Raw genomic sequence first — 24222 nt, forward strand, 5'->3', positions numbered from 1 at the left:
GCGCTTCGTCCTGCTTAATGGCAGAAATCGTTAACTTTTTAACGTCTCAATGACAGCCTGATGCGCACCGTATTGGGCAATGCGTTGCCAGGCCTGCTGAATGGCCGCGACAAACTGCGGATTCTGTACGAGATCGGTAGCGAAAATCTCGCGCAGCGAAAGCAGGGCGTTGACGCGTTCTGACTCTGTGCTCTGTTTAACCAGAGCGGCAATTTTTTCACTCAACGGGTCACGAACATCAATAGCGGTGCCTGAATCATCCACGCCGCTCACATAACGCATCCAGCCTGCGACGCCGAGCGCCAGCAGTGGCCACTCACTTTGGCGGGCTAAATGTACGCGGATCCCTTCCAACATGCGCTGGGGTAATTTCTGGCTACCGTCCATCGCGATTTGCCAGGTTTTATGTTTCAACGCTGGGTTGGCAAAACGCTCCAACAGGCTTAGGGCATACTGGTCTAAATCCACATCGGTAATTTGCAGCGTAGGTGCCTGTTCGTTGAGCATCAGGCGGTAAGCGGCTTCACGAAATGCGCTGTCCTGCATACAGTCGCTGATGTGCTGGAACCCGGCCAGATAGCCGAGATAAGCGAGAAACGAATGACTGCCGTTCAGCATCCGCAGTTTCATTTGTTCCCACGGCAACACATTTTCGACCATCTGGACGCCCGCCGTTTCCCATTGTGGGCGGCCACACACAAAATTATCTTCAATCACCCACTGGATAAACGGTTCGCAGCTGATTGCGCAAGGATCGGCAACCCCCAGCTCGCGGGCAATTTCGGCCAGTGACTCTTCAGTGGCGGCAGGGACAATGCGGTCGACCATGGTGCCAGGGAAACTGACATGCTCCTGAATCCAGGTTGCCAGTTCCGGTGAACGTTTCTCCGCCATTCCAAGGACGGCGTTTTTTACCACATGACCATTGTCCGGGATGTTATCGCAAGAGAGGACGGTAAACGGCTGTAGCCCGCGTTCACGTCGACGGTGTAGGGCTTCAACAATAATTCCGGGGGCAGAGTGCGGTTCAGTCGGTGTTTGCAGATCGTGAGCAATACGTGGATTACTGAGGTCTAGCGAGCCTGTCGCCGGATCGATGCAGTAGCCTTTTTCTGTGATGGTTAGCGAGACAATAGCCACCTGAGGTTCGCAGAATTTTTCGATAATGGCCGCCAGCGAATCCAGCCTGGCGTTGAGACATTCGTTGACGGCACCGATAACAATTGGCTGGTTGCCGTTGGCCCCTTTTTCCAGCACGGTAAATAAATGATCCTGTTCGCGCAGTTGGCTCATCAGTCGATCGCCGCTGAACAGACTGATCTCACAAATACCCCAGTCTCCACCCTGCGCATTCAGCACCCTGTCGGTTAGTAACGCCTGATGGGCGCGGTGAAAAGCACCGAAACCAAAATGCACAATCCGCGTTTTTAATTGCTGGCGGTCGTATTGCGGCATCATGACATTTTCCGCCAGTGGCGCTGAGGCAATAGTTTTCATTTAATACACCTGATTAACCATAAATTAACAATGGCAGTATAAAGTTATATGACAACAAATTGAATTGGTGTGCCTCATTTATCCGGGGAATGTGAGCTTGATCAACCAATCATCGGCAATGTGTTGATCAGTTGACGGATGCCTGTATGGTAGTCGTCATTAAGATGATTTAATTTGGTATAACAACTTGTGAGGTGAAACAATGGAACAAACCTGGCGTTGGTACGGACCTAACGATCCGGTATCGCTTGATGATGTGCGTCAGGCTGGCGCAACGGGTGTTGTGACCGCCTTGCACCATATTCCTAACGGTGAAGTGTGGCCGGTAGAAGAAATTCAGCAGCGTCAGGCCATTCTGGCTGAAAAAGGGCTGACCTGGTCGGTAGTGGAAAGTATCCCTGTCCACGAAGATATCAAAACGCGTTCAGGTCAATATCAAACGTGGATTGCCAACTATCAGCAGAGTATCCGTAATCTGGCGACCTGTGGTATCGATACGGTGTGCTATAACTTCATGCCGATCCTCGACTGGACGCGTACCGACCTCGAATATCAGCTGCCGGATGGTTCCAAAGCGCTGCGTTTTGACCAGATTGCTTTTGCGGCCTTCGAACTTCACATTCTGCAACGCCCGGGAGCTGAAGCGGATTATACCGCCGAAGAACAACGCCAGGCGCTGGACTACTTCAATGCCATGAGCGATGCAGAAATTGAAAAGCTGACCCGCAATATCATTGCTGGCCTGCCTGGTGCAGAAGAGGGCTATACGCTGGATCAGTTCCGTGCGCGTCTCGCTGAATACGACGGCATCAGCAAGGACGATCTGCGCGATAATATGGCGGTATTCCTGCGGGCGATTGTGCCAGTGGCAGAAGAAGTCGGCGTACGTCTGGCCGTGCATCCTGACGATCCGCCGCGCCCGATCCTTGGCCTGCCGCGTATCGTTTCGACTATCGAAGATATGCAGTGGCTGAAAGAAACGGTCGATAGCATTAATAACGGTTTCACCATGTGTACCGGTTCTTACGGCGTGCGCGCTGATAACGATCTGGTGAAAATGATCGAGACCTTTGGCGATCGTATCCACTTCACGCACCTGCGCTCAACCTGTCGTGAAGATAACCCGAAAACCTTCCATGAAGGTGCGCACCTGCAGGGCGATGTGGATATGGTATCGGTGGTGGCTGCCATTTTGAGCGAAGAGCAGCGGCGTAAAAAAGCGGGCGACCTGCGTCCTATCCCGATGCGTCCGGATCATGGACACCAGATGCTTGACGATCTGCACAAGAAAACCAACCCGGGCTACTCTGCGATTGGTCGCCTGAAAGGCCTGGCAGAAGTCCGTGGCGTTGAGCTGGCGCTGAAACAAACGCAGTTCCGCGATCTGCTGTAAGTCTAACAACAGGGATTGCGCGACAGGCGCGATCCCTGTTTTTCATCAAGGCTGCGCGAGCGCCTGCTCCAGCACTGTCAGCACTTTATTGATCTGCTGTATCTGCAATCCACCAAATCCAAAAAACATAACAGCATCGCTGTTCTCTTTGCGCCATGCGGCTTCTGATCCATTTTCTATATCCGGCAGAGTGTCGAAACGGATCCCGGCCAACAGGCAGCATTGTTGCAACCTGGTGATGAATTCTGCGTGTCTGTCAATGCGTAACGAGAGGTGCAGACCTGCCGTTGCGCCAGCGATTTTCCCTTCGGGAAACAGAGTGGAAAGGCCATCGCGTAACAGGGTGAGGCGCGTCGCATAGCTGCAGGCCAGCTTGCTGATATGCGTATAGAACACCTGGTTTTGCATCAGTTCGGCCAAAAATTGCTGCAACAACCACTGACTGCCGTTGTTATTGAGCGCTTTCATATTCTGTACCGCCGGAAGCAATTCATCAGGGCAAATAAGATAGCCAAGCCGTGCGCCTGGCCCCAGCGTTTTAGAAAATGTCCCCATGTAGATAACCCGGTTGTGATAATCCATGGCTTTCAGCGCGGGAAGGGGATTTTCCCCATAGGTAAAAACGGCATCGTAATCATCTTCAATGATGTAAGCGCCGACGCGTTGCGCCCACGTTAATAATGACTGACGGCGCTCCAGTGAAAGCACGCTTCCCATCGGATACTGATGCGCTGGAGTAACATAACAAAGCTGGGTTTCATACTCGGGTAAATTATCTGTTTGCAGTCCGTGGTTATCTACGGCAATTGACGTAATGTCTGCACCGTAATAATTAAAAAGATGCCATGCGCCAGAATAACAAGGGGATTCCGTCACAATATGGCACTTTTTTTGCTGACTGACAGCATGATGAATAATAAATATTTGGCTGAGCAGTGATAATCCTTCCTGAATCCCGTTGGTAATGATGATGTTCTCTGCTCGGGTATTAATTCCGCGGGATAAATTAAGGTATCTGACCAATTGCTCACGCAGTGAAAATAATCCACTTGGTGAATGGTATCGGGTAAATAATTGTTCTTTAAGTATGCTTGGAGCATTATTCCATTTCCGCCAGCTTGACCAGGGAAAAGCGTTGGGATCGGGGACGCCCATCCGACAGTAGCACTCTCGTCCAGGCTCGGCGTAAACATCGGTTGAGACTCCGGCAGCTTTAGGTTTTGTCGGCGGAGAACCCTGGGTAACGGGCACATGCGTTGGTGTTATACGTACAGGCGTGGTGAATATCACTTCATAGCCAATGCCGTGTCGGCTCTTGATTAACCCTGCTGCCATAAGCTTATCATAGGCCATCACTACCGTTATTTTGGCTACGTTCAATACCTGAGCCTGCTCGCGAATAGAGGGAAGCTTATCGCCACAAAGCAAATCTCCCCGCTGAATAGCCTGGAAATAAAATTGGAAAATTTGCAATTGCAGCGGAGTGCGGAGTTCTCTATTGAGCGTTAATGTAAGCATGAGGAATTCCTTATTAATATATGGCCACTATATTACGAATTTCTCGTTTTTACTATTTGATACACCTCATGGAGTAGCAGCTGTTCCTATAGCTTGCTATCGCTGTCTCTATTTTTGATTTTTATTATCCCTTAGCGTGTCGCTATTAAAAAATGGAGGCAAGCATGTCGTGGATAAGAAAGAACGCATTGTGGTGCGTATTGGCTGGGGCGGTGGCAATGGCCCTGGCTATTTGGGGAACGTGGCAAGGCGTTCATTACACCAGTACCACCGAATTTTGTTTATCGTGTCACTCGATGCGCACGGCTGGAGAGGAATATAAAACCAGCGTGCATTTTCGTAACGCATCTGGCGTGCGGGCTGAGTGTAAGGATTGTCATATTCCCCCGGGCGTTGTTCCAACGCTTGTTCGTAAAACTGAAGCCTTAAACGACCTCTATCACACCTTTATTTCTCCTTCTATCGATACTCCTGAAAAGTTTGCTGCCAAACGCCCGGAGCTGGCTCAGCGGGAGTGGGCACGCATGAGCGCGAATAATTCAGCGGCGTGTAAATCCTGCCATAGCTATGAGGCAATGGATCATGGCAAGCAATCGGCAAACGCGGCTGCGCAAATGACCGCAGCGGCAGCAAAAGACAGTAACTGTATCGATTGTCACAAAGGAATAGCCCATCACAAACCCGATATGAGCAGCGGTTTTCGCGATCGCTATAAGCAGCTACAGCGTCAAGGAGATACGCCAACGGATGCGACCACACTGTTTTCATTAAGCGAAAAATCACTGGCGGCAACGGCAGGGAGTCCGGTCGGGAAGGCGCTGTTATTTCCTGCTACCGAGGTCAAGGTGCTGAAAAAAGAAGGCAGTAACGTGCAGCTCGAAATCACGGGCTGGCGAGAAAGCAAAGGGCGTGGACGGGTGATCACTCAGTATATGGGGAAACGCGTTTTCTCCGCCGTTCTCGATGAGCCCCTGATGGCGAACGTAAAAGTGCTACAAACCCAGGTCGATCCTGACTCACATCAGGAATGGCAGCATGTGAGCGTCACCGCCTGGACCACCGATCAGGACTTTATCAACACGCTTGCGCCAATCTGGGAATACTCAGATCAAATGCTGCAATCCACCTGTAGTGCCTGTCATAGCACTCCTCCTACAACCCGATATACCGCTAACGGCTGGATCGCCGGACTGAAAGCCATGTCGACCTATTACCGGCTTAATCCGGTGGAGGAACGTACGTTGTTGAAATACCTCCAGACCCACGCCAGCGATGTGTCTGAAACCAACAAAAAGTAAGGATAATGTATGGATATTCATGACTTTAATCCGTCCCGCCGCCGTTTTCTCAACGGAATGCTGGCGGTGGGGGCTGCCAGCGCACTGGCGCCTAATCCGCTGATATCAAAAGTGTGGGCGGCGGGGGAAAATCCCGAGCAGTGGATCCAATCTGGTTCGCACTATGGCGCTTTTGAAGCCAAAGTGGTCAACGGTGAGTGGACCGAAACCCGTCCGTTCAAGCATGACAAATACCCCTGCGATATGCTGAACGCGGTGCGTGAAGTGGTCTACAACCCGTCGCGGGTACGCTACCCGATGGTGCGTCTGGACTGGCTGCGTAAGCGTGAGAAGTCAGATCGCAGTCAGCGCGGAGATAACCGTTTTGTTCGGGTCAGTTGGGATCAGGCGCTGGATCTGTTTTACGAAGAGCTGGAGCGGGTGCAAAAAACCTATGGCTCATCAGGCGTATTTACCGGGCTTGCCGACTGGCAAATGGTGGGCAAATACCATAAAGCGGGCGGGGCGATGGATCGGGGACTTGGCCTGCATGGTAGCTATGTGACAACCGTCGGCGACTATTCTGCGGCAGCGGCACAGGTCATTTTACCGCATGTGATTGGTTCGCTGGAAGTTTATGAGCAGCAGACGTCGCTTCCGCTGGTGATTCAAAACAGCAATACCATCGTGCTGTGGGGCTGCGATCCGATCAAGAACTTGCAGATCGAGTTTTTGGTTCCCGATCACGATGCGTTTGGCTACTGGCAGCAGATTAAAGAGGCGGTAGCGCAGGGTAAGATGCGCGTTATCAGTGTTGATCCGGTGCGGAGCAAGTCGCAAAACTATCTTGGCTGCGAGCAGTTGGCGTTGCGGCCACAAACCGATGTGGCGTTAATGCTGGCGCTGGCGCATACCTTGTACGAAGAAAAACTGTACGACACGGCGTTTATTACCGATTACACCGTCGGCTTTGAGCAGTTTTTGCCGTATCTGCTGGGCGAAACCGATAAACAGCCGAAAAATGCCGAATGGGCGGCAGAAATCTGCGGCCTGACGGCAGAGCAGATCCGAGACTTCGCCCGCCTGTTGGTGAAAGGTCGGACACAGTTTATGGGCGGTTGGTGCGTACAACGCATGCACCATGGTGAGCAGTATCCGTGGATGCTGGTGGTGCTGGCCAGCATGGTCGGTCAAATTGGTTTGCCCGGCGGCGGGGTAGGATTTGGCTGGCACTACAACGGCGGTGGTACGGTAACATCCGCCGGGCCTGTGCTTTCTGGACTGGGAGGGATCACGAATCCCCCGCAGGCAAAGTACAACGCGGATTTTCGCGGCGCATCGGAGCATGTCCCCACTTCGCGTATCGTTGGCTGCCTGCTTGAGCCGGGCAAAAAGGTTGCCTTTAACGGCGAGACGTTAACCTGGCCTGACATCAAAATGGCGATCTACAGCGCGGCGAATCCATTTCATGCGCAGCAGGACAGGAATCGCATGATCGACGCGTGGAAGAAGCTGGAAACCGTGGTGGTGTTGGATCACCAATGGACCGCGTCGTGCCGATTTGCCGATATCGTCCTGCCCGTTACTACCCGCTTTGAACGTAACGATATTGAGCAGTTCGGTACGCATTCGAATAAAGGGCTGATGGCGTTGCATCAGATCGTCAAACCGCAATATGAAGCGCGGCATGATTTTGATGTGTTTGCCGGGCTGTGTAAGCGCTTTGACAAGGAAGCGGTGTACCGTGAAAACCGTGATGAAATGCAGTGGATACAGGCGCTTTATGACGAAGGTGTGAAGATGGGGGCATCGCTCGGCGTCTCATTACCGGATTTCACAACGTTCTGGCAGGGGGACGGATATATTGAATATCCGCCGGGGCAGCCGTGGGTACGTCACGGTGAGTTTCGCGACCAGCCAGACCTGAATCCGCTGGGAACGCCGTCAGGTCTGATTGAAATCTACAGCAAAACCATCGCGGGCTTTGCCTATGAGGATTGTCCGGGGCATCCGGTGTGGATGGAACCCTTTGAGCGTACCCATAGCGGCAAAAAAGATAAATACCCGCTGCATCTGCAATCCTGCCATCCGGATAAACGTCTGCATTCCCAACTGTGCTCTAGCGAGGCGTTTCGTAACACCTATGCGGTTGCCGGAAGAGAGCCGCTTTATATCAGTGAACAGGATGCCACCGCTCGTGGCTTAAAAGCCGGTGATATCGCCCGCGTCTTCAACGCTCGTGGTCAGGTACTGGCTGGCGTAGTTGTCAGTCCGGATTTTTCCCCTGGCGTGGTCCGTATTCATGAAGGCGCGTGGTACTCCCCGCAGGAAGGGGGGAAAGCCGGGACATTATGCACCTATGGCGACCCGAACGTGCTAAGCGCAGATATAGGTACTTCACAATTGGCCCAGGGGCCTTCAGCGCATACCGTGCTGGTGGAGGTCGAGCGTTATCAGCAGAAAGCCCCGCAGGTGACGGCATTCGGTGGTCCGCAGATTGTGAAAGAGGAGGGGACCAGTGCAGCATAAGCAAATTCATCAGCAGCGGGCAGCTGTGTACCAGTGGTTTTCGCAACTGTTATTTCGTGAGCTGGATGAAAAACAGCTTGCCAGTCTGGAAAACGGCGATAGCCAGGCTTGGATTGCCTCACTGGCGGCGGTTCCTGGAGTGTCTGCCGAGGTTAAACGTTTTGAGCATAGCCTGGGCCGGGTTTTGCGGCGCGACTCCCGACAGCTGGAGCTGGCAGCAGATTTTGCCTCGCTGTTTCTGCTGGCCCCGCCAGCTAGTGTTTCTCCCTATGCAGGGCACTATCCACACACGACAGCGGCAGAAGAACGTCGGCAAATGAATGTGCTGCTGATTGAGCAAGGTCTGGCAGCGCGAGAGAATGAACCCTCCGATCATATTGCTGTGCAGTTGGCATTAATGGCGAGGATGGTTGCTAAAGAGGAGAGGCTATCGGCGCAATATTACTTTTTGCATCATCATATTCTGTGCTGGGCACCGTTATTTCGCGACGCTTGTCTGGTGCGGGATAACGAGGGGTTTTATCCTCAGGCGGTGAATCTTATAGTGCGTTTTATGCAAGAGGATGAACAGTATCTGGAGTCGTTGCTGATGGATGATTTTTATCTCAGCAGCCAGCGCTGAATATGACAAAGGGACAGCCTGCGTTGTAATGCCAGTCAGTTAAGCATTATGGAGAATATTTTATTGCGGCATAGGGTTCCGTTCACCTCAGCGGAGTCATTTCTCTGAAGCGCAGATACCTGTGAACGTGCAAGGGAGGCTCACCGCCGCCTCCCTTGCAACCCAGGCTCCCGGCGGGAAAATCGTCGCGATGCGATTCATTCGGCTCATGCCGTCTGCCTGTCGGGTCGGGGCCGAGCCTGCGTCCCTGCAGGCCGTCCCCTCTGCCCGCATCCCTGCGGGCAGACCCGGTCAGCCGTCAACGCCTCATCGATTTTCAGCCGGACCGGGGTCATCGCTTCAACTCTCTGATTTCCAGTTAAATCTGTTTTGCTGTTTAAACAAAAAAGTAGATGGTCAGGTGTGGCTGGTCCGGCTGAAAATTGCCGACGTGTTTCCGTAAGGCCGGGAGAACCCGCAGGGATGCGGGTTCAGGGCGCGCTTTGCAGGGACGCTACCTCGCGCCCGGCCCGATAGCCTGAAGGAAAAAGCGGAGGGTATTGCGTAGCAACAATTTTCCCGCCGGGAGCCGGGATTGTTAAGGGTACGGCGATAGTACCCTTAACACGTTCACAGGCAGTATCGTTTCAGAGAAGTGATATCACTAAAGTGAACGGAACATTTTGCCAGAGACAACATGTCATTATCTTTGGTTCACCTGTAACGACAGGAGCTTAATCTGCACGGCCCATATAGCGACGTTCTTCGATATGAATACGGATTTTTTCACCCGCACTCAGATACTCAGGAACCTGGATCACCAGACCAGTGCTCAGGGTAGCTGGCTTGTTGCGCGCACTCGCTGAAGCACCTTTAATACCCGGTGAGGTTTCAACGATTTCCAGGTCTACAGTCTGCGGCAGTTCAAGCGCCAGCAGTTGGCCGTCCCAGGTCAGTACCTGCATATCCGGCATACCGCCTTCCGGCATGAACAGCAGCTCTTCTTCAATCTGGTCTTTGGTGAAGGTATACGGGGTATAGTCTTCTTTATCCATAAAGATGTATTCGTTGCCATCGACGTAGGAAAAATCAACGCCACGACGGCTCAGAGTGACGGTATCCACGATATCGTCGCCTTTGAAGCGCTCTTCAACTTTCAGACCGGTACGCACATCAGAAAAACGCATTTTGTACAGCGTGGCAGCACCACGTGCAGACGGTGATTGAATATCGATATCTTTTACAATCAGCAGTTTGCCGTTGTAGTTCAGTACCATACCTTTTTTAATTTCGTTCGCTCTTGGCATCGAAAAAATCCTGTAGTGAGGAGTGTCTAAAATATCGCGTAAAACTACTCGCGCCGGGGCATTCAGGCAAGCGGAATTCATGCTTTTGCTGGTGCAAAAAAGGTGGTACTGTGCCCTTCCCGCACAATCCGATGGTTTACGATAAAGAGAGTACTGTATGGAATGCCGTCCGGATTGTGGTGCATGCTGCACCGCGCCTTCAATCTCCAGTCCCATCCCCGGTATGCCTGATGGCAAGCCCGCTAATACGCCATGCGTTCAGTTGGATGAATCCCTGCGTTGCAAAATTTTTGCGTCGCCGCTACGACCAAAGGTGTGCGGCGGTTTACAGCCTAGTGCGGAAATGTGCGGGCGGACGACGCACCAGGCCATGGTTTATCTCATCGAGCTTGAAGCGCTAACCGCGCCTTAAACGTCCTTGATGCGTGCCAGGCACGCGACGGTGGCGACGATCATCACCAGTGCAAACCAGAACACCGCGTGATAGTTCCAAATTTCAGCGGCAATCCCCGCCAGCGATCCAGCAATAATCCAGCCCACGCGAATGGTATTCGTATAGAGGGTGGTGGCTGAACCCGCCTGTCCCGGCATCAGGTCCTGGAAATAGAGCATACCAATCCCGCCGAGAATACCGATGTAAATCGCGTTCAGCAGCTGTAAGCCAAGCAATATTGCCGGAGAGTGAGCCAGCAGCATACCGGCATAAAAGAAGAATCCGGCAACGACGGCAATTCTCATCAACAGACGTTTACCCAGACGCTTTGCAAAATAGCCAGCAATCAGCATGGTTGGGATTTCCAGTCCGGCTGCGGTGCCCATCATGATGCCCGCCAGTTTTTCCGGCAGATGCAGTTCGTTGATGATAAACAGCGGCATATTAATGATATAGAGACTATTGGTTCCCCACATTAATGTGCAGATAACAAACAGCAGCAACGTGTCGCGTCGATTGCGGCGCGGGGCCTCAACTGCGCCTGTCGCGAGAGGCACGTTTTTACTCATTGAGGGTAAAAACAGCCAGACCATTACGCCGCAGACAACAAACGCCACCGCCGCGCTGAGATACATCACCGTAAAGCTGAATCCCATGGCCAGCGCGTAGGCCAGCGGCGGGCCAATTACCCAGGCTAGCGAAACCTGCGCACGTAATATTGAGCTGAACATGACGGCTTCCCGACCTGTGCGGTCGGCGTGTTCACGGGCGAGAGCAAACATTTGCGGGTTGGCGGTCGATCCAAAGCTGCTGAGGAATACCCCGACAAACAGCAAGATAAAATAATTACGGTTCCAGGCGAACAGCACGCAGGCCAGCATCCCCAGCACGCAGCAAAACACAATCAGGTTCTTGCGATCGCCTTTTCTATCTGAACGTCCGGCCAGAAACTGACTTACCAGAATACCGATCACAGCGCTACCGGTAAAAAAGAACCCGACCATGCCGGGACGGGCGTGGACTTCATCCGTCAGAAAAAGGCTGAGCGTTGGCGTCTGCAACGCACCGGCGATACCCGTCAGAAATGCGACAAGCAGGAACGCCGAAGACGTTAAATCAAACGCCTTGGGTGTGGCGGCTACGGGGGTGTTATGCATGTTTTGATATCAATGATGTGAAGAGACGCGGAGTTTACGCCGCTTGTCAGAAAATAAACAGGGAGCCAAATCAAAATCGGCATCAAAAATCAAAATAGCATTTCAGTCAAAGAATGCTGTTTGCTGACGTTGCTGAATCTGACAAGCTGACGGCGTTTTTGCGTCAGCATTTTTTTCTCCTTCGCAGAGAAAATGTGCGTTATCTCTAAATTCAGCAAGTAATTTGTCAACTTTACTTGTGTGCTGAAGAAAAAAGAGCAAGACTTCTTGAAACGTTTCAGCGTCATCTTGCCTTAACTGATGGAGTCGGGTGACGCCTTTTTTCTCATGTTGGCTGAATCGTTTCAATTCAGCGGGAGAGGAGAATCATGTTCCAGTTATCTGTTCAGGATATTCACCCGGGCGAACAGGCCGGGAATAAAGAAGAGGCTATTCGCCAGGTTGCCGCTGCCTTAGTGCAGGCGGGTAACGTCGCGGAAGGCTACGTCGATGGCATGCTGGCGCGCGAACAACAGACGTCCACGTTCCTCGGCAACGGTATTGCGATTCCTCACGGTACGACGGACACGCGCGATCAGGTACTGAAAACCGGTGTGCAGGTATTTCAGTTTCCACAGGGCGTGACCTGGGGCGAAGGGCAGGTTGCTTATGTGGCAATCGGTATAGCCGCAAGCTCTGATGAACACCTCGGTTTACTGCGTCAGCTGACACACGTGCTGAGCGATGACTCCGTCGCTGAACAGCTGAAATCTGCGACCACGGCGGAAGAACTGCGTGCGCTGCTGATGGGTGAAAAGCAAAGTGAACAGCTGAAGCTTGATAACGAAACGCTGTCGCTGGATGTCGTGGCCAACTCGCTGGTGACGCTGCAGGCACTCAACGTGGCACGGCTGAAAGAAGTCGGTGCGGTTGACGCCACCTTTGTGGCCAGAGCAATCAATGAGCATCCGATGAATCTTGGTCAGGGGATCTGGCTGAATGACTGTGCTGAAGGTAACGTGCGTAGCGCCGTTGCGGTCAGCCGTGCAGCAACAGCGTTCGATGTACAAGGTGAAGTTGCCGCCCTGTTGGTGACCGTCGCCATGAATGACGATCAACCGGTTGCGGTGCTGAAGCGCCTTGGCGATCTGCTGCTGAATAATAAAGCTGACCGTTTGTTGAAAGCTGATGCGGCAACGGTGCTGGCGCTGCTGACCAGCGATGATGCCTTAACTGATGATGTACTGAGCGCCGAATTTATTGTGCGCAATGAGCATGGTTTACATGCCCGCCCGGGCACCATGCTGGTGAATACGATTAAACAATTTAACAGTGAAATTACCGTGACAAATCTTGATGGAACCGGCAAGCCGGCGAATGGACGCAGTCTGATGAAAGTTGTGGCGTTAGGCGTGAAGAAAGGACATCACCTGCGCTTTACTGCACAGGGCGAAGATGCTGAACAGGCGCTGAAGGCGATTGGCGAAGCCATCGCGGCAGGTCTTGGGGAGGGCGCGTAATGAGCAGACGTGTTGCTACTATCACCCTTAACCCGGCCTACGACCTGGTGGGCTTCTGCCCGGAAATTGAACGCGGTGAAGTGAACCTGGTTAAAACCACCGGTCTGCATGCGGCAGGGAAAGGGATCAACGTCGCTAAGGTTTTGAAGGATTTAGGTATCGATGTCACTGTGGGCGGCTTCCTGGGTAAAGACAACCAGGATGGTTTTCAGCAGTTGTTCAGCGAGTTGGGCATTGCCAACCGTTTTCAGGTCGTGCAGGGCCGTACCCGTATTAACGTCAAGCTGACCGAAAAAGACGGTGAAGTATCTGACTTCAACTTCTCCGGCTTTGAAGTCACCCCGGCTGACTGGGAACGCTTTGTGAATGATTCGCTGAGCTGGCTGGGCCAGTTCGACATGGTGTGCGTCAGCGGCAGTTTGCCAACCGGCGTGAGCCCGGAAGCCTTCACCGACTGGATGACGCGCCTGCGTAGTCAGTGTCCTTGCATTATCTTTGATAGTAGTCGTGAAGCGTTGGTAGCAGGTCTGAAAGCGGCACCATGGCTGGTGAAGCCAAACCGTCGCGAACTGGAAATCTGGGCCGGTCGTAAGCTGCCGGAAATGAAAGATGTGATTGAAGCGGCGCATGCGCTGCGTGAACAGGGGATCGCTCATGTGGTGATTTCACTCGGCGCAGAAGGTGCGCTGTGGGTTAACGCCTCAGGTGAGTGGATTGCTAAACCGCCGTCAGTTGAGGTGGTCAGCACCGTCGGCGCGGGTGATTCAATGGTTGGCGGTCTGATTTACGGTCTGCTGATGCGTGAGTCCAGCGAACATACCCTGCGTCTGGCGACGGCTGTTGCCGCCCTGGCGGTAAGCCAAAGTAATGTAGGCATTACCGATCGTCCTCAGTTGGCCGCAATGATGGCGCGTGTCGACTTAAAACCGTTTAACTGACAGCAGGAGAGGCATAATGAAAACGCTGCTGATTATTGACGCTAATCTCGGCCAGGCTCGCGCTTACATGGCGAAAACCCTGCTTGGAGCGGCGGCACAGAAAGCACATCTGGAAATTATTGATAATCCGAATGATGCCGAACTGGCAATTGTTCTGGGCGATACGCTTCCTGCCGACAGTTCGCTGAACGGCAAAAAAGTCTGGCTGGGCGACATTGGTCGTGCGGTTGCGCATCCTGAACTCTTCCTCAGCGAAGCTAAAGGCCATGCAAAGCCCTACAGCGCCCCGGTTGCAACAGCACCTGTGGCCAGCAGTGGTCCAAAACGCGTGGTGGCGGTGACGGCGTGTCCGACCGGTGTTGCTCATACGTTTATGGCCGCTGAAGCGATTGAAACTGAAGCGAAAAAACGTGGCTGGTGGGTGAAGGTTGAAACCCGAGGTTCTGTTGGCGCAGGTAATGCCATTACGCCGGAGGAAGTGGCTCAGGCTGATCTGGTGATTGTGGCCGCTGACATTGAAGTTGATCTGGCGAAGTTTGCCGGCAAACCGATGTACCGCACCTCTACCGGTCTTGCGTTGAAGAAAACCAAGCAGGAGCTGGACAAAGCGCTGGAAGAAGCAACACCGTACCAGCCAACCGGTAAAGCGCAGACTTCAGCAACCGAAAGTAAGAAAGAGAGCGCGGGGGCGTATCGTCACCTGCTGACGGGCGTCTCTTACATGCTGCCGATGGTGGTTGCTGGCGGTCTGTGTATTGCACTCTCGTTCGCTTTTGGTATCGAAGCGTTTAAAGAGCAGGGGACGCTGGCGGCGGCGCTGATGCAGATTGGCGGTGGTTCAGCCTTCGCGCTGATGGTGCCGGTACTGGCAGGTTATATCGCGTTTTCCATCGCTGACCGTCCGGGTCTGACGCCGGGTCTTATCGGCGGTATGCTGGCGGTAAGCACCGGTTCCGGCTTTATTGGCGGGATTATTGCTGGTTTCCTTGCCGGTTATGTGGCGAAGCTTATCAGCACGAAGCTGAAACTCCCGCAGAGTATGGAAGCGCTGAAACCGATCCTGATCATTCCGCTGTTCTCAAGCCTGGTGGTTGGTCTGGCCATGATTTACCTGATCGGCAAACCGGTGGCGGGTATTCTGGAAGGTTTGACTCACTGGCTGCAAACCATGGGTACGGCCAATGCGGTGCTGCTTGGCGCGATTCTTGGCGGCATGATGTGTACCGACATGGGTGGTCCGGTTAACAAGGCGGCGTATGCTTTCGGTGTGGGTCTGCTGAGTACGCAAACTTATGCGCCGATGGCGGCCATCATGGCTGCGGGTATGGTACCTCCGCTGGCTCTGGGTCTGGCAACGCTGGTTGCGCGTCGTAAGTTCGACAAAGCGCAGCAGGAAGGCGGCAAAGCTGCCCTGGTACTGGGCCTGTGCTTTATCACCGAAGGGGCAATCCCGTTCGCTGCCCGTGACCCAATGCGCGTTCTGCCTTGCTGTATCGTTGGTGGTGCGATTACCGGGGCTATCTCGATGGCGGTGGGTGCGAAGCTGATGGCGCCACACGGCGGGCTGTTTGTCCTGTTAATCCCAGGCGCAATCACGCCGGTGTTGGGATACCTGCTGGCAATTATTGCTGGTACGCTGGTAGCCGGTCTCTCCTACGCAGTGCTGAAGCGCCCGGAAGCTGAGGTTGTGGCAAAGGCGGCCTGATTTAACGTCAATAGCAGGGGCAGAGAATTCTCTGCCCCTTTTTTATGCATTTACCTATACGTTGCAGCATCGCCACAATAATCCATCCAGCCTTAATAAAACGGGTCAGGCAATCATTGGCGCGATGATAAAACCAAAGGCAACGCCAGCAATGATCCCACCCAGTCCTGGAAGCATAAACGGATGGTTTAAGACATACTTGCCCACGCGCGTTGTCCCTGTGGTGTCGAACTCCATTGCCGCCAGCGAAGTCGGGTATGTTGGTAGAACAAACACCCCGGTTACCGCCACATAGGAGGCCAGAATTGCCCATGTAGGCACGCCGAGCGCAACGGCCAGAGGGATGATCAGCGGCGTGGTGGCGCCTTGCGAGTAAAGAAGCGCGCAGGTACCAAACAACACCAGTGCCAACAGCATGGGGTAAGCCCGTAGAATATCGCCTGCGATATCCTTAATCTCCGCTAAGTGGGCATCAATGAAGGTCGTTCCCAGTGTAACAATCCCGAGAATGACCGCCAGTGAACTCATCCCCGATCGAAACGTGGATGTCAGGACAATAGCATCGGTTGATGTTTTGCATAACACCACCATCAGGCAAGCGGCAGCCAGCATACAGATAATGATGATATCCCGGGTATTCATTGGGTTGCCTGCATCGAATCCAGGGCGTAGCTGCGGGCAGGCGGCAAGAATAACGATGACGACCGTTGCCAGCATAAACAGGGCGACTGAGAGTTTGGCACCCGGCGTAGTGCTGTTTTGCCCTTCATATTTACGCACTAATCCTTTTTGCAGGCGTTCCAGATAGACTTCATCATCCTGTAGCTCGCATCCCTGACGTGAGGCGATAAAAGCGGCAACCATCGCGGCGACAAAAGAAGCTGGCAGACATACCGCCATGACCTGAATAAAAGTGATACCGTTGCCTTCCATAATGGTCAGCATCGCCGCCATTGCGGCACTGATCGGCGAACCGGATATCGCCACCTGGGAGGCGACTACGGATCCGGCGAGCGTACGAGAAGGGCGGATACCGGACTCTTTGGCGACTTCGGCAATCACTGGCAGGGTAGAAAATACAATGAACCCTGTTCCGGCCATAATGGTCATCGACCAGGTGATAATCGGTGCAATAATATTGATATATTTAGGGTTACGCCGCATGAAATTACCGGCAACGCGAACCAGATAATCCATACCTCCTGCGGCCTGTAGCGCCGATGCTGCCACGACAACTGTCATAATAATGAGGATAACGTCAACGGGTGGCGAGCCAATTTGCAGATCAAATCCCAACGTTAAAATAGCCAGCCCCAGACCACCGCATAAACCGATACCTATTCCGCCGAGGCGGATACCAAAAAATATTGCACCCAACACGACGATAATTTCTAACCAAACCATAATGGCCTCCGCCAGAGAATAATTTGTTATTAAAATAAGTGGTTGTTTAATGCTTTATTAATCTGGTGACGGCTGTTATTGCGCCAGAAGATGATGTTTGCCAACTCGTTTTTCGTACCATTTAATACCGGCGCGAACTAATGATCCGGTTGAGTCAATATATTTATCTGGATACTTTCTGACTGCGTCGGCAAGAATGACGGGGACTTCAGTACATCCCAGTACAATGATTTGTGCGCCGCGTGAGAAGAGCACTTCAGCCTGTTCATTCATCAGCGTTTGTGCCCGCTTAAGGTCGCCAGCTTTTAAGCAATAAATACTTTCCATGACCTTATCCTGACCGGATGAATCAGGACTGATGCAGGTTAAACCAAGAGATTCTATGCCTTTTTGGTAGAGTCCCATGTAAAGGGTGGCGTTAGTAGCAAGTAAACCGATACGTGATTTTCCGCAGTTTTTGACCTCATTCATGGTTGTTTCAACGATACTGAGTAACTCTGTATGACAGCACTCTTTTAATTCATTAAACCAAAAGTGGGCGGTATTACAGGGGATCACAATACACTCCGCACCAGCATCTTCCAGTTTGTGCATATAATCACGCATTGCCGGAAGTGGGGAATGACCATGATGCATTAACGCATCAGTTCGGTCTGGAATATCAGGGATGGATGAAATAATTAATGGGATATGTTCCTGATCGCGTTGCGCTGCGGTAAAGGTGACGAATTTATTAAAAAGATCGACGGTTGCAGCAGGCCCCATACCACCAAGTACGCCAATTAAACCTTTCACGATATATACCTCTAATTTACCGATATTTAATATTCAGAGCTGGTGTCTATCTGGTGCTTATGTTTAACAGCAGAGTGTCGTGAGGAGAAATGCAATAATGTTTGGTTCAATGCAAAAAACGCATGAGTGTGATGTTTTTTACCACCTCGGCAGGTCGGTAATCAGCCAGAGGCCCGTCATTCAGCGGTGGATGAGCGGTCGTGGTCGATGGGTAAAGAAACATGTTAATGTCAAAAACGAAGGTATTATGCAAAAAACGAATCACCAGATGCTGATGTTGAATATCATCTCCGGGAATATTCAGGCATGATGCTTAAGACTAATCGACATATTTAAACATCCGCGTGACAGGCATGAAAAATATCGAGACAAAATGGTTATATGATTTTCTGACGCTGGAAGCGTGTCGTCATTTTTCTCAGGCCGCAGAGGAGCGCAACCTATCCCAACCGGCATTTAGTCGGCGGATCAAGGCGCTAGAATCCGCTGTTGGGGTGCTGCTGTTTGACCGTACGACAAGTCCACTGCAGCTGACGGAGGAGGGTAAGTTATTCCATTCGCAGACCCGTAGCCTGCTACAACAGCTGGAATGCAATTTAGATGAGCTAAGTGGTCACAACCTGCTTGGCGTTCCCAATATCAAAATAGCGGCGGCACATTCTCTGTCGCTGACGATGTTGCCCAGATTAGTACATTCAATGTCGGCATGGGGCGAAGAATTTGTTTACCACGTCGAAGCGATTGATGTAGTCCAGGCGGTGAATACGCTGCGCGAGGGGAAAAGTGATTTTATTATCTCCTTTCGCGATGAAGACTTAATGCAGTCGCCTTTCTGCGGCTTGAAGGTTTTTGAGTCTGAGCTGTATCCCGTCTGTGCTGCGGATGCACAGGGTAAGGCGTTGTTTGATATCTATCAGCCGCAGGTGCCGATTCTGAACTATACCAGCACTTCCTACATGGGAAGATTGGTTAACCGTCACCTGGCGGAGGTGGGCAGTATTTCAGCGCGTACGCTGTTTATGTCTTCGATGAGTGAGCTATTGAAGAATATGGCATTGGATGGTCATGGTATCGCCTGGCTGCCAGCGTGGACGATCGTGAACGAACTACGGGATAAGCGCCTGGTTTGTCTGGACACGCCGGAGTTGATGGTGCCAATTCAGGCCTATATTTACCGAATGGATACCCGTTTGAATAAAACGGCAGAGCATTTCTGGCGGATTTTGTACAACCATATGCCAGAGGATCTGGTTACGCTCACTTGATACGCGCCAGCTTGTCTGGCGCGCGGAGATCGTTACGCCACTGCTTTTTCTGTTTGCTGGGCTTTCAGCCAGGCGATCTCTTCGGCCCATATATCCGGATTAATGGTTTCCAGTACCAGCGGAATACCGTCAAAACGATTATCCTTCATAATCCAACGGAAGGCATCATGGCCAATATTACCTTCACCCAGGCTGTGATGACGGTCAACGCGACTGCCAAACGCGCTCTTGGCGTCGTTCAGGTGCATACCGCGTAGATACTTGAAACCGACAATGCGTTCAAATTCCGCAAACGTCTTTTCGCACTCTTCTGCGGAACGCAAATCGTAACCCGCCGCGAAAGCGTGGCAAGTATCAATACAAACGCCAACACGGGACTTATCTTCGACGCCGTCGATAATGGCGGCCAGGTGCTCAAACTTGAATCCCAGATTACTACCTTGTCCGGCGGTATTTTCGATAACTGCCGTAACGCCCTGGGTCTGAGCGAGGACGATGTTGATGGATTCGGCAATGCGCGCCAGACATTCATCTTCCGGGATCTGCATCAAATGGCTGCCCGGGTGAAAGTTCAGCAGGGATAAGCCAAGCAGTTCACAGCGTTGCATTTCATCAAGAAACGCATCACGCGATTTTTCCAGCGCATCGCTGACCGGGTGACCGAGGTTAATCAGATAACTGTCGTGAGGCAGGATTTGTGCGGAGGTGTAGTGGTACTTCTCGCAGGCAGATTTGAAATCATCAATGATTTCGGTGGTTAGCGGCGCAGCACGCCACTGGCGCTGATTCTTGGTGAACAGGGCGAATGCGGTCGCTTCGATTTCTGCGGCTCGAATAGCGGCGTTAGCCAGACCGCCAGCGGCGCTTACGTGCGCTCCGATATATTTCATAAATTTAACCCGCCATACTCAAATACAAAAAGGGAGAGTATAGCGGGTTAATGGAGGTGAGTCGTGATCGTTTATGCCATCAGGGCGTGGACAGCGACGTTAATCGCACCACCACCGACAATCAGCCAGACAAACAGCAGCAGGGCCATCAGTAACGGTTTGGCACCGGCTTTTTTCAGTGCGCTAACGTGAGTGGTTAACCCCAGTGCAGCCATCGCCATTGCCAGCAAAATGGTATCCAGCGTTACCAGCATGTTCACAACCGACTGCGGCAGCAGGTGGAACGAGTTAAAAATCGCGACCACAATGAACAGGATGGCAAACCATGGAATAGTGATTTTGCTTTTCTCACCGCCCGTAGCCGGAGACAACTGTTTAACGCGTGCGGCCAGGAGGATGAGGAACGGTGCCAGCATCATGACACGCAGCATTTTGGCAATAACCGCGGCGTTTTCTGCATCCGGGTTAATGGCGTGCCCGGCAGCCACTACCTGTGCTACTTCATGCATGGTGGAACCAATGTAAATGCCGTAGGTTTCTGGGCTAAACCAGTGTGCCAGCAGCGGATACATTGCCGGATACAGGAAGATAGCGATGGTACCGAAGATCACCACGGTGGCGACAGCGACGGTTACCTTACTGGCTTCCGCTTTCACTACCGGCTCGGTTGCCAGCACGGCGGCGGCCCCACAAATGCTGCTCCCCGCACCAATCAGCCAACTGGTGTGGCGGTCCAGACCAAACACTTTCTGCCCCAGGAAGCAGGCAATCAAAAAGGTACTGCTCAGCGTTAACACATCAATCACGATACCGCTGACGCCGACGTCAGCAATTTGCGCGAAGGTGAGGCGGAAGCCGTAGAGGATGATCCCCAAACGTAATAAATGTTGTTTAGCAAACAGCACGCCGCCGTCACAGCTTTTCCAGATGTGCGGATAGACGGTGTTGCCGAGGACCATCCCCAACAAGATTGCTAAGGTGAGGGCGCTGAACCCGGCACCTGCGACGGCGGGAATAGATCCACCCCATAAGGCGACCCCAGTGATAACTGCACTCAGGGCAAGCCCCGGAATAAAATGCCACGCTGTACGACGATGAGTCTGCAAGGTGAGTTCTGTCATATCCTTCTCCTTTATCTGGGTAAAAGAGTACGGCGAAGTGGTTTAAAAATAAAATTGATTATATATTTATAATTAATCTATATAAGTGGTATACCCGTCATGCTTCAAGTTGCATGTGCGTTGGCTGCGCTCGTTCACCCCAGTCACGTACTTAAGTACGCTCCCGGGGATTAATGAGGGACATCCATGTCCCTCACCAGAGGCCAGCCTTTGGCTGGTCAAATTCGTTCCTGACGAATTTGTCTCTCTCTTGCCGCCTTCCTGCAACTCGAATTATTTAGGGTATAAGTAACGGATATCCGGTGGAAAACGACTATGCATATCACCTTGCGACAACTTGAAGTGTTTGCTGAGGTACTAAAAAGCGGTTCAACGACCCAGGCGTCTGTCATGCTGGCATTGTCGCAATCGGCGGTGAGTGCGGCACTTACCGATCTGGAAGGGCAACTCGGCGTGCAACTGTTTGACCGCGTCGGCAAACGGCTAGTGGTCAATGAGCACGGGCGTTTGCTCTACCCACGAGCGTTGGCGTTACTTGAGCAAACGACCGAAATCGAGCAGCTTTTTCGCGAAGATAATGGTGCCATTCGGGTCTATGCCAGTAGCACCATTGGTAACTATATCTTGCCTGCTATGATCGCCCGCTATCGGCAGGATTTTCCTGATTTGCCGCTCGAGCTGAGCGTGGGTAACAGTCAGGATGTGATCAATGCTGTGCTTGATTTTCGGGTAGACATTGGGCTGATCGAAGGGCCGTGTCACAGTACTGAAATTATCTCTGAACCGTGGCTGGAAGACGAGCTGGTGGTGTTTGCCGCACCGTCGTCACCGCTCACAAAGGGGCCTGTTACGCTGGAACAGCTGGCGTCTTCGCCGTGGATCCTGCGTGAGCGAGGATCCGGTACGCGTGAACTGGTGGATTACCTGCTGTTGTCTCATCTGCCGAGATTTCAGATGGCAATGGAGTTGGGTAACTCAGAGGCCATTAAGCATGCGGTACGTCATGGTCTCGGGATCAGCTGCTTGTCGCGTCGGGTCATTGCGGAGCAGCTGCAGGCGGGAACACTGAGCGAAGTTCCCGTGCCGCTGCCGCGTTTAGTCCGTACTCTCTGGCGCGTGCATCACAGGCAAAAACACATCTCCAATGCCATTACGCGTTTTTTACATTACAGCGATCAGGTCGAGCTGGGCGAATAGGGCGCTTACTGTCGTAAGGTCATCTCTGTAGAACGGCGGTTATATCTTAACCGCTGTGCGCCGCATATTTTCTGCTTTACTTATAATCCGCGGCCAGTCATGAAGGTCTCTTATAACAGCGTATTTGTGCCGGAAGAATGCCATTTCGTCTGCTACAATCGCGCCTCATTTTTTGGATGGATAGCATTTTCACATGGTTTCCGAAACTAAAACCACAGAAGCGCCCACGCTACGTCGTGAACTGAAGGCGCGTCACCTGACGATGATTGCCATTGGAGGCTCCATCGGTACAGGTCTTTTCGTTGCATCTGGTGCAACTATTTCTGCAGCGGGTCCAGGCGGCGCGTTGTTCTCTTATATTCTGATCGGTCTGATGGTGTACTTCCTGATGACCAGCCTCGGTGAACTGGCTGCCTATATGCCGGTTTCCGGCTCGTTTTCCACCTACGGTCAGAACTACGTAGAAGAGGGCTTTGGCTTCGCGCTGGGCTGGAACTACTGGTACAACTGGGCGGTAACGATTGCCGTTGACCTGGTGGCCGCACAGCTGGTGATGAGCTGGTGGTTCCCGGACACGCCGGGCTGGATCTGGAGTGCGCTGTTCCTCGGCGTTATCTTCCTGCTGAACTACATTTCCGTTCGCGGGTTTGGTGAAGCGGAATATTGGTTCTCACTGATCAAAGTTACCACCGTCATTATCTTCATCGTGGTTGGTGTGATGATGATTTTCGGTATCTTCAAAGGCGCTCAGCCGGTGGGCTGGAGCAACTGGACGACCGGTGATGCACCGTTTGCCGGTGGTTTTGCTGCGATGATTGGCGTGGCGATGATCGTTGGCTTCTCCTTCCAGGGGACAGAGCTTATCGGTATCGCGGCTGGCGAATCTGAAGATCCTGAAAAGAACATTCCACGTGCGGTACGTCAGGTATTCTGGCGAATCCTGCTGTTCTATGTGTTCGCGATTTTGATTATCAGCCTGATCATTCCGTACACCGATCCAAGCCTGCTGCGTAACGATGTAAAAGACATCAGCGTTAGCCCGTTCACGCTGGTATTCCAGCATGCGGGTCTGCTGTCTGCGGCAGCGGTGATGAACGCAGTTATCCTGACGGCGGTGCTGTCGGCAGGTAACTCCGGGATGTACGCCTCCACGCGTATGCTTTATACCCTGGCATGTGACGGTAAAGCACCGCGTATTTTCGGTAAACTGTCTCGTGGCGGCGTACCGCGTAACGCGCTGTATGCGACCACCGTGGTGGCGGGGCTGTGCTTCCTGACTTCAATGTTTGGCAACCAGACCGTGTATCTGTGGCTGCTGAATACTTCCGGGATGACGGGCTTTATCGCCTGGCTGGGGATTGCTATTAGCCACTATCGCTTCCGTCGCGGTTATGTGCTTCAGGGTCACGATGTGAAGGATCTGCCGTACCGTTCTGGCTTCTTCCCGCTGGGTCCGATCTTCGCCTTTGTGCTGTGCCTGATTATCACCCTGGGTCAGAACTACGAAGCGTTCCTGAAAGACAGAATTGACTGGGGCGGCGTGATGGCTACCTATATCGGTATCCCGCTGTTCCTGATTATCTGGTTTGGCTATAAGCTGACCAAAGGAACCCGTTTTGTTCGCTACAGCGAAATGAAATTCCCGGGTCGCGTGAAGAAGTAATTCTTAACCAGATGCGGCAGAAAAAACAAAACC

At 52.4% G+C, this 24222-nt stretch carries 19 protein-coding genes; 11 read left to right on the forward strand and 8 right to left on the reverse strand.

Features of this window, described 5'->3' with window-relative positions; all coding sequences use genetic code 11:
- Window positions 1-30 precede the first annotated feature (30 nt).
- Window positions 31-1497, reverse strand: a complete 1467-nt coding sequence (locus LY264_RS08455) for a mannitol dehydrogenase family protein (RefSeq protein WP_008785284.1) — start codon at window positions 1495-1497, stop codon at window positions 31-33.
- Window positions 1498-1699: 202 nt separating this feature from the next.
- On the opposite strand from LY264_RS08455, the gene uxuA reads away from it, so the two are divergent.
- Window positions 1700-2890: a mannonate dehydratase gene (uxuA, locus tag LY264_RS08460; RefSeq protein WP_048215901.1), complete on the forward strand. Its 1191-nt coding sequence runs from the start codon at window positions 1700-1702 to the stop codon at window positions 2888-2890.
- A gap of 45 nt (window positions 2891-2935) precedes the next feature.
- Here uxuA and pdxR read toward each other — a convergent pair whose 3' ends face one another.
- Window positions 2936-4408, reverse strand: a complete 1473-nt coding sequence (gene pdxR / locus LY264_RS08465; RefSeq protein WP_048224636.1) for a MocR-like pyridoxine biosynthesis transcription factor PdxR — start codon at window positions 4406-4408, stop codon at window positions 2936-2938.
- 164 nt (window positions 4409-4572) lie between these two features.
- On the opposite strand from pdxR, the gene torC reads away from it, so the two are divergent.
- Genes torC through torD form a run of 3 tightly spaced genes read left to right on the forward strand, consistent with a single transcriptional unit; the run spans window position 4573 to window position 8836 of the window.
- A complete protein-coding gene (gene torC / locus LY264_RS08470; protein ID WP_048224633.1) occupies window positions 4573-5706 on the forward strand; it encodes a pentaheme c-type cytochrome TorC in 1134 nt (377 codons plus the stop codon).
- Between the two features lie 9 nt (window positions 5707-5715).
- Window positions 5716-8214, forward strand: coding sequence for a trimethylamine-N-oxide reductase TorA (gene torA, locus LY264_RS08475; RefSeq protein WP_071692561.1), 2499 nt, complete (start codon window positions 5716-5718; stop codon window positions 8212-8214).
- Window positions 8204-8836, forward strand: coding sequence for a molecular chaperone TorD (torD, locus tag LY264_RS08480; RefSeq protein WP_048224628.1), 633 nt, complete (start codon window positions 8204-8206; stop codon window positions 8834-8836). Before torA ends, torD begins: the two co-directional genes overlap by 11 nt.
- Before the next feature lie 713 nt (window positions 8837-9549).
- Here torD and yeiP read toward each other — a convergent pair.
- Window positions 9550-10122 (reverse strand): elongation factor P-like protein YeiP, encoded by a 573-nt coding sequence (yeiP, locus tag LY264_RS08485; protein WP_003027452.1) that lies wholly within the window; start codon window positions 10120-10122, stop codon window positions 9550-9552.
- A 157-nt stretch (window positions 10123-10279) separates the two neighbouring features.
- On the opposite strand from yeiP, the gene LY264_RS08490 reads away from it, so the two are divergent.
- The gene (locus LY264_RS08490; protein ID WP_008785278.1) at window positions 10280-10534 is read left to right on the forward strand and encodes a YkgJ family cysteine cluster protein; all 255 of its coding nucleotides are present in this window, start codon (window positions 10280-10282) and stop codon (window positions 10532-10534) included.
- On the opposite strand, the gene setB is transcribed toward LY264_RS08490, so the two are convergent.
- Complete coding sequence (setB, locus tag LY264_RS08495; protein ID WP_003834548.1) at window positions 10531-11712, reverse strand: sugar efflux transporter SetB; 1182 nt, start codon at window positions 11710-11712, stop codon at window positions 10531-10533. The genes LY264_RS08490 and setB overlap by 4 nt on opposite strands.
- A 368-nt stretch (window positions 11713-12080) precedes the next feature.
- Here setB and fruB point away from each other — a divergent pair, with 368 nt between their 5' ends.
- Genes fruB through fruA form a run of 3 tightly spaced genes read left to right on the forward strand, consistent with a single transcriptional unit; the run spans window position 12081 to window position 15854 of the window.
- Complete coding sequence (gene fruB / locus LY264_RS08500) at window positions 12081-13211, forward strand: fused PTS fructose transporter subunit IIA/HPr protein (RefSeq protein WP_048224622.1); 1131 nt, start codon at window positions 12081-12083, stop codon at window positions 13209-13211.
- Window positions 13211-14149 (forward strand): 1-phosphofructokinase, encoded by a 939-nt coding sequence (gene fruK / locus LY264_RS08505; protein ID WP_003834544.1) that lies wholly within the window; start codon window positions 13211-13213, stop codon window positions 14147-14149. The genes fruB and fruK overlap by 1 nt, the downstream gene beginning before the upstream one ends.
- Window positions 14150-14165: 16 nt before the next feature.
- On the forward strand, window positions 14166-15854 hold the full coding sequence (gene fruA, locus LY264_RS08510) for a PTS fructose transporter subunit IIBC (RefSeq protein ID WP_048215908.1): 1689 nt from the start codon (window positions 14166-14168) through the stop codon (window positions 15852-15854).
- Window positions 15855-15959: 105 nt separating this feature from the next.
- Here the strand turns inward: fruA and LY264_RS08515 are convergent, their stop codons facing one another.
- Window positions 15960-17258 carry an anaerobic C4-dicarboxylate transporter gene (locus tag LY264_RS08515; protein WP_008785273.1) on the reverse strand — a complete coding sequence of 433 codons (1299 nt, stop codon included), beginning with the start codon at window positions 17256-17258 and terminating at the stop codon, window positions 15960-15962.
- Window positions 17259-17333: 75 nt separating this feature from the next.
- Window positions 17334-18053 (reverse strand): cysteate racemase, encoded by a 720-nt coding sequence (gene cuyB / locus LY264_RS08520; RefSeq protein WP_048224619.1) that lies wholly within the window; start codon window positions 18051-18053, stop codon window positions 17334-17336.
- A gap of 353 nt (window positions 18054-18406) precedes the next feature.
- On the opposite strand from cuyB, the gene hypT reads away from it, so the two are divergent.
- The gene (gene hypT, locus LY264_RS08525) at window positions 18407-19318 is read left to right on the forward strand and encodes a hypochlorite stress DNA-binding transcriptional regulator HypT (protein ID WP_020996669.1); all 912 of its coding nucleotides are present in this window, start codon (window positions 18407-18409) and stop codon (window positions 19316-19318) included.
- A 32-nt stretch (window positions 19319-19350) separates the two neighbouring features.
- Here the strand turns inward: hypT and nfo are convergent, their stop codons facing one another.
- Window positions 19351-20208, reverse strand: coding sequence for a deoxyribonuclease IV (gene nfo, locus LY264_RS08530; protein WP_008785270.1), 858 nt, complete (start codon window positions 20206-20208; stop codon window positions 19351-19353).
- A gap of 71 nt (window positions 20209-20279) precedes the next feature.
- A complete protein-coding gene (locus LY264_RS08535; protein WP_008785269.1) occupies window positions 20280-21329 on the reverse strand; it encodes a YeiH family protein in 1050 nt (349 codons plus the stop codon).
- Window positions 21330-21644: 315 nt separating this feature from the next.
- Here LY264_RS08535 and yieE point away from each other — a divergent pair, with 315 nt between their 5' ends.
- Both yieE and lysP read left to right on the forward strand, forming a co-directional pair.
- A complete protein-coding gene (gene yieE / locus LY264_RS08540; RefSeq protein ID WP_048224614.1) occupies window positions 21645-22526 on the forward strand; it encodes a DNA-binding transcriptional regulator YeiE in 882 nt (293 codons plus the stop codon).
- Window positions 22527-22719: 193 nt separating this feature from the next.
- A complete protein-coding gene (lysP, locus tag LY264_RS08545; protein WP_071692562.1) occupies window positions 22720-24189 on the forward strand; it encodes a lysine-specific permease in 1470 nt (489 codons plus the stop codon).
- Window positions 24190-24222 lie beyond the last annotated feature (33 nt).

The sequence above is a fragment of the Citrobacter portucalensis genome, assembly GCF_023374935.1.
Lineage (GTDB): Bacteria > Pseudomonadota > Gammaproteobacteria > Enterobacterales > Enterobacteriaceae > Citrobacter > Citrobacter portucalensis.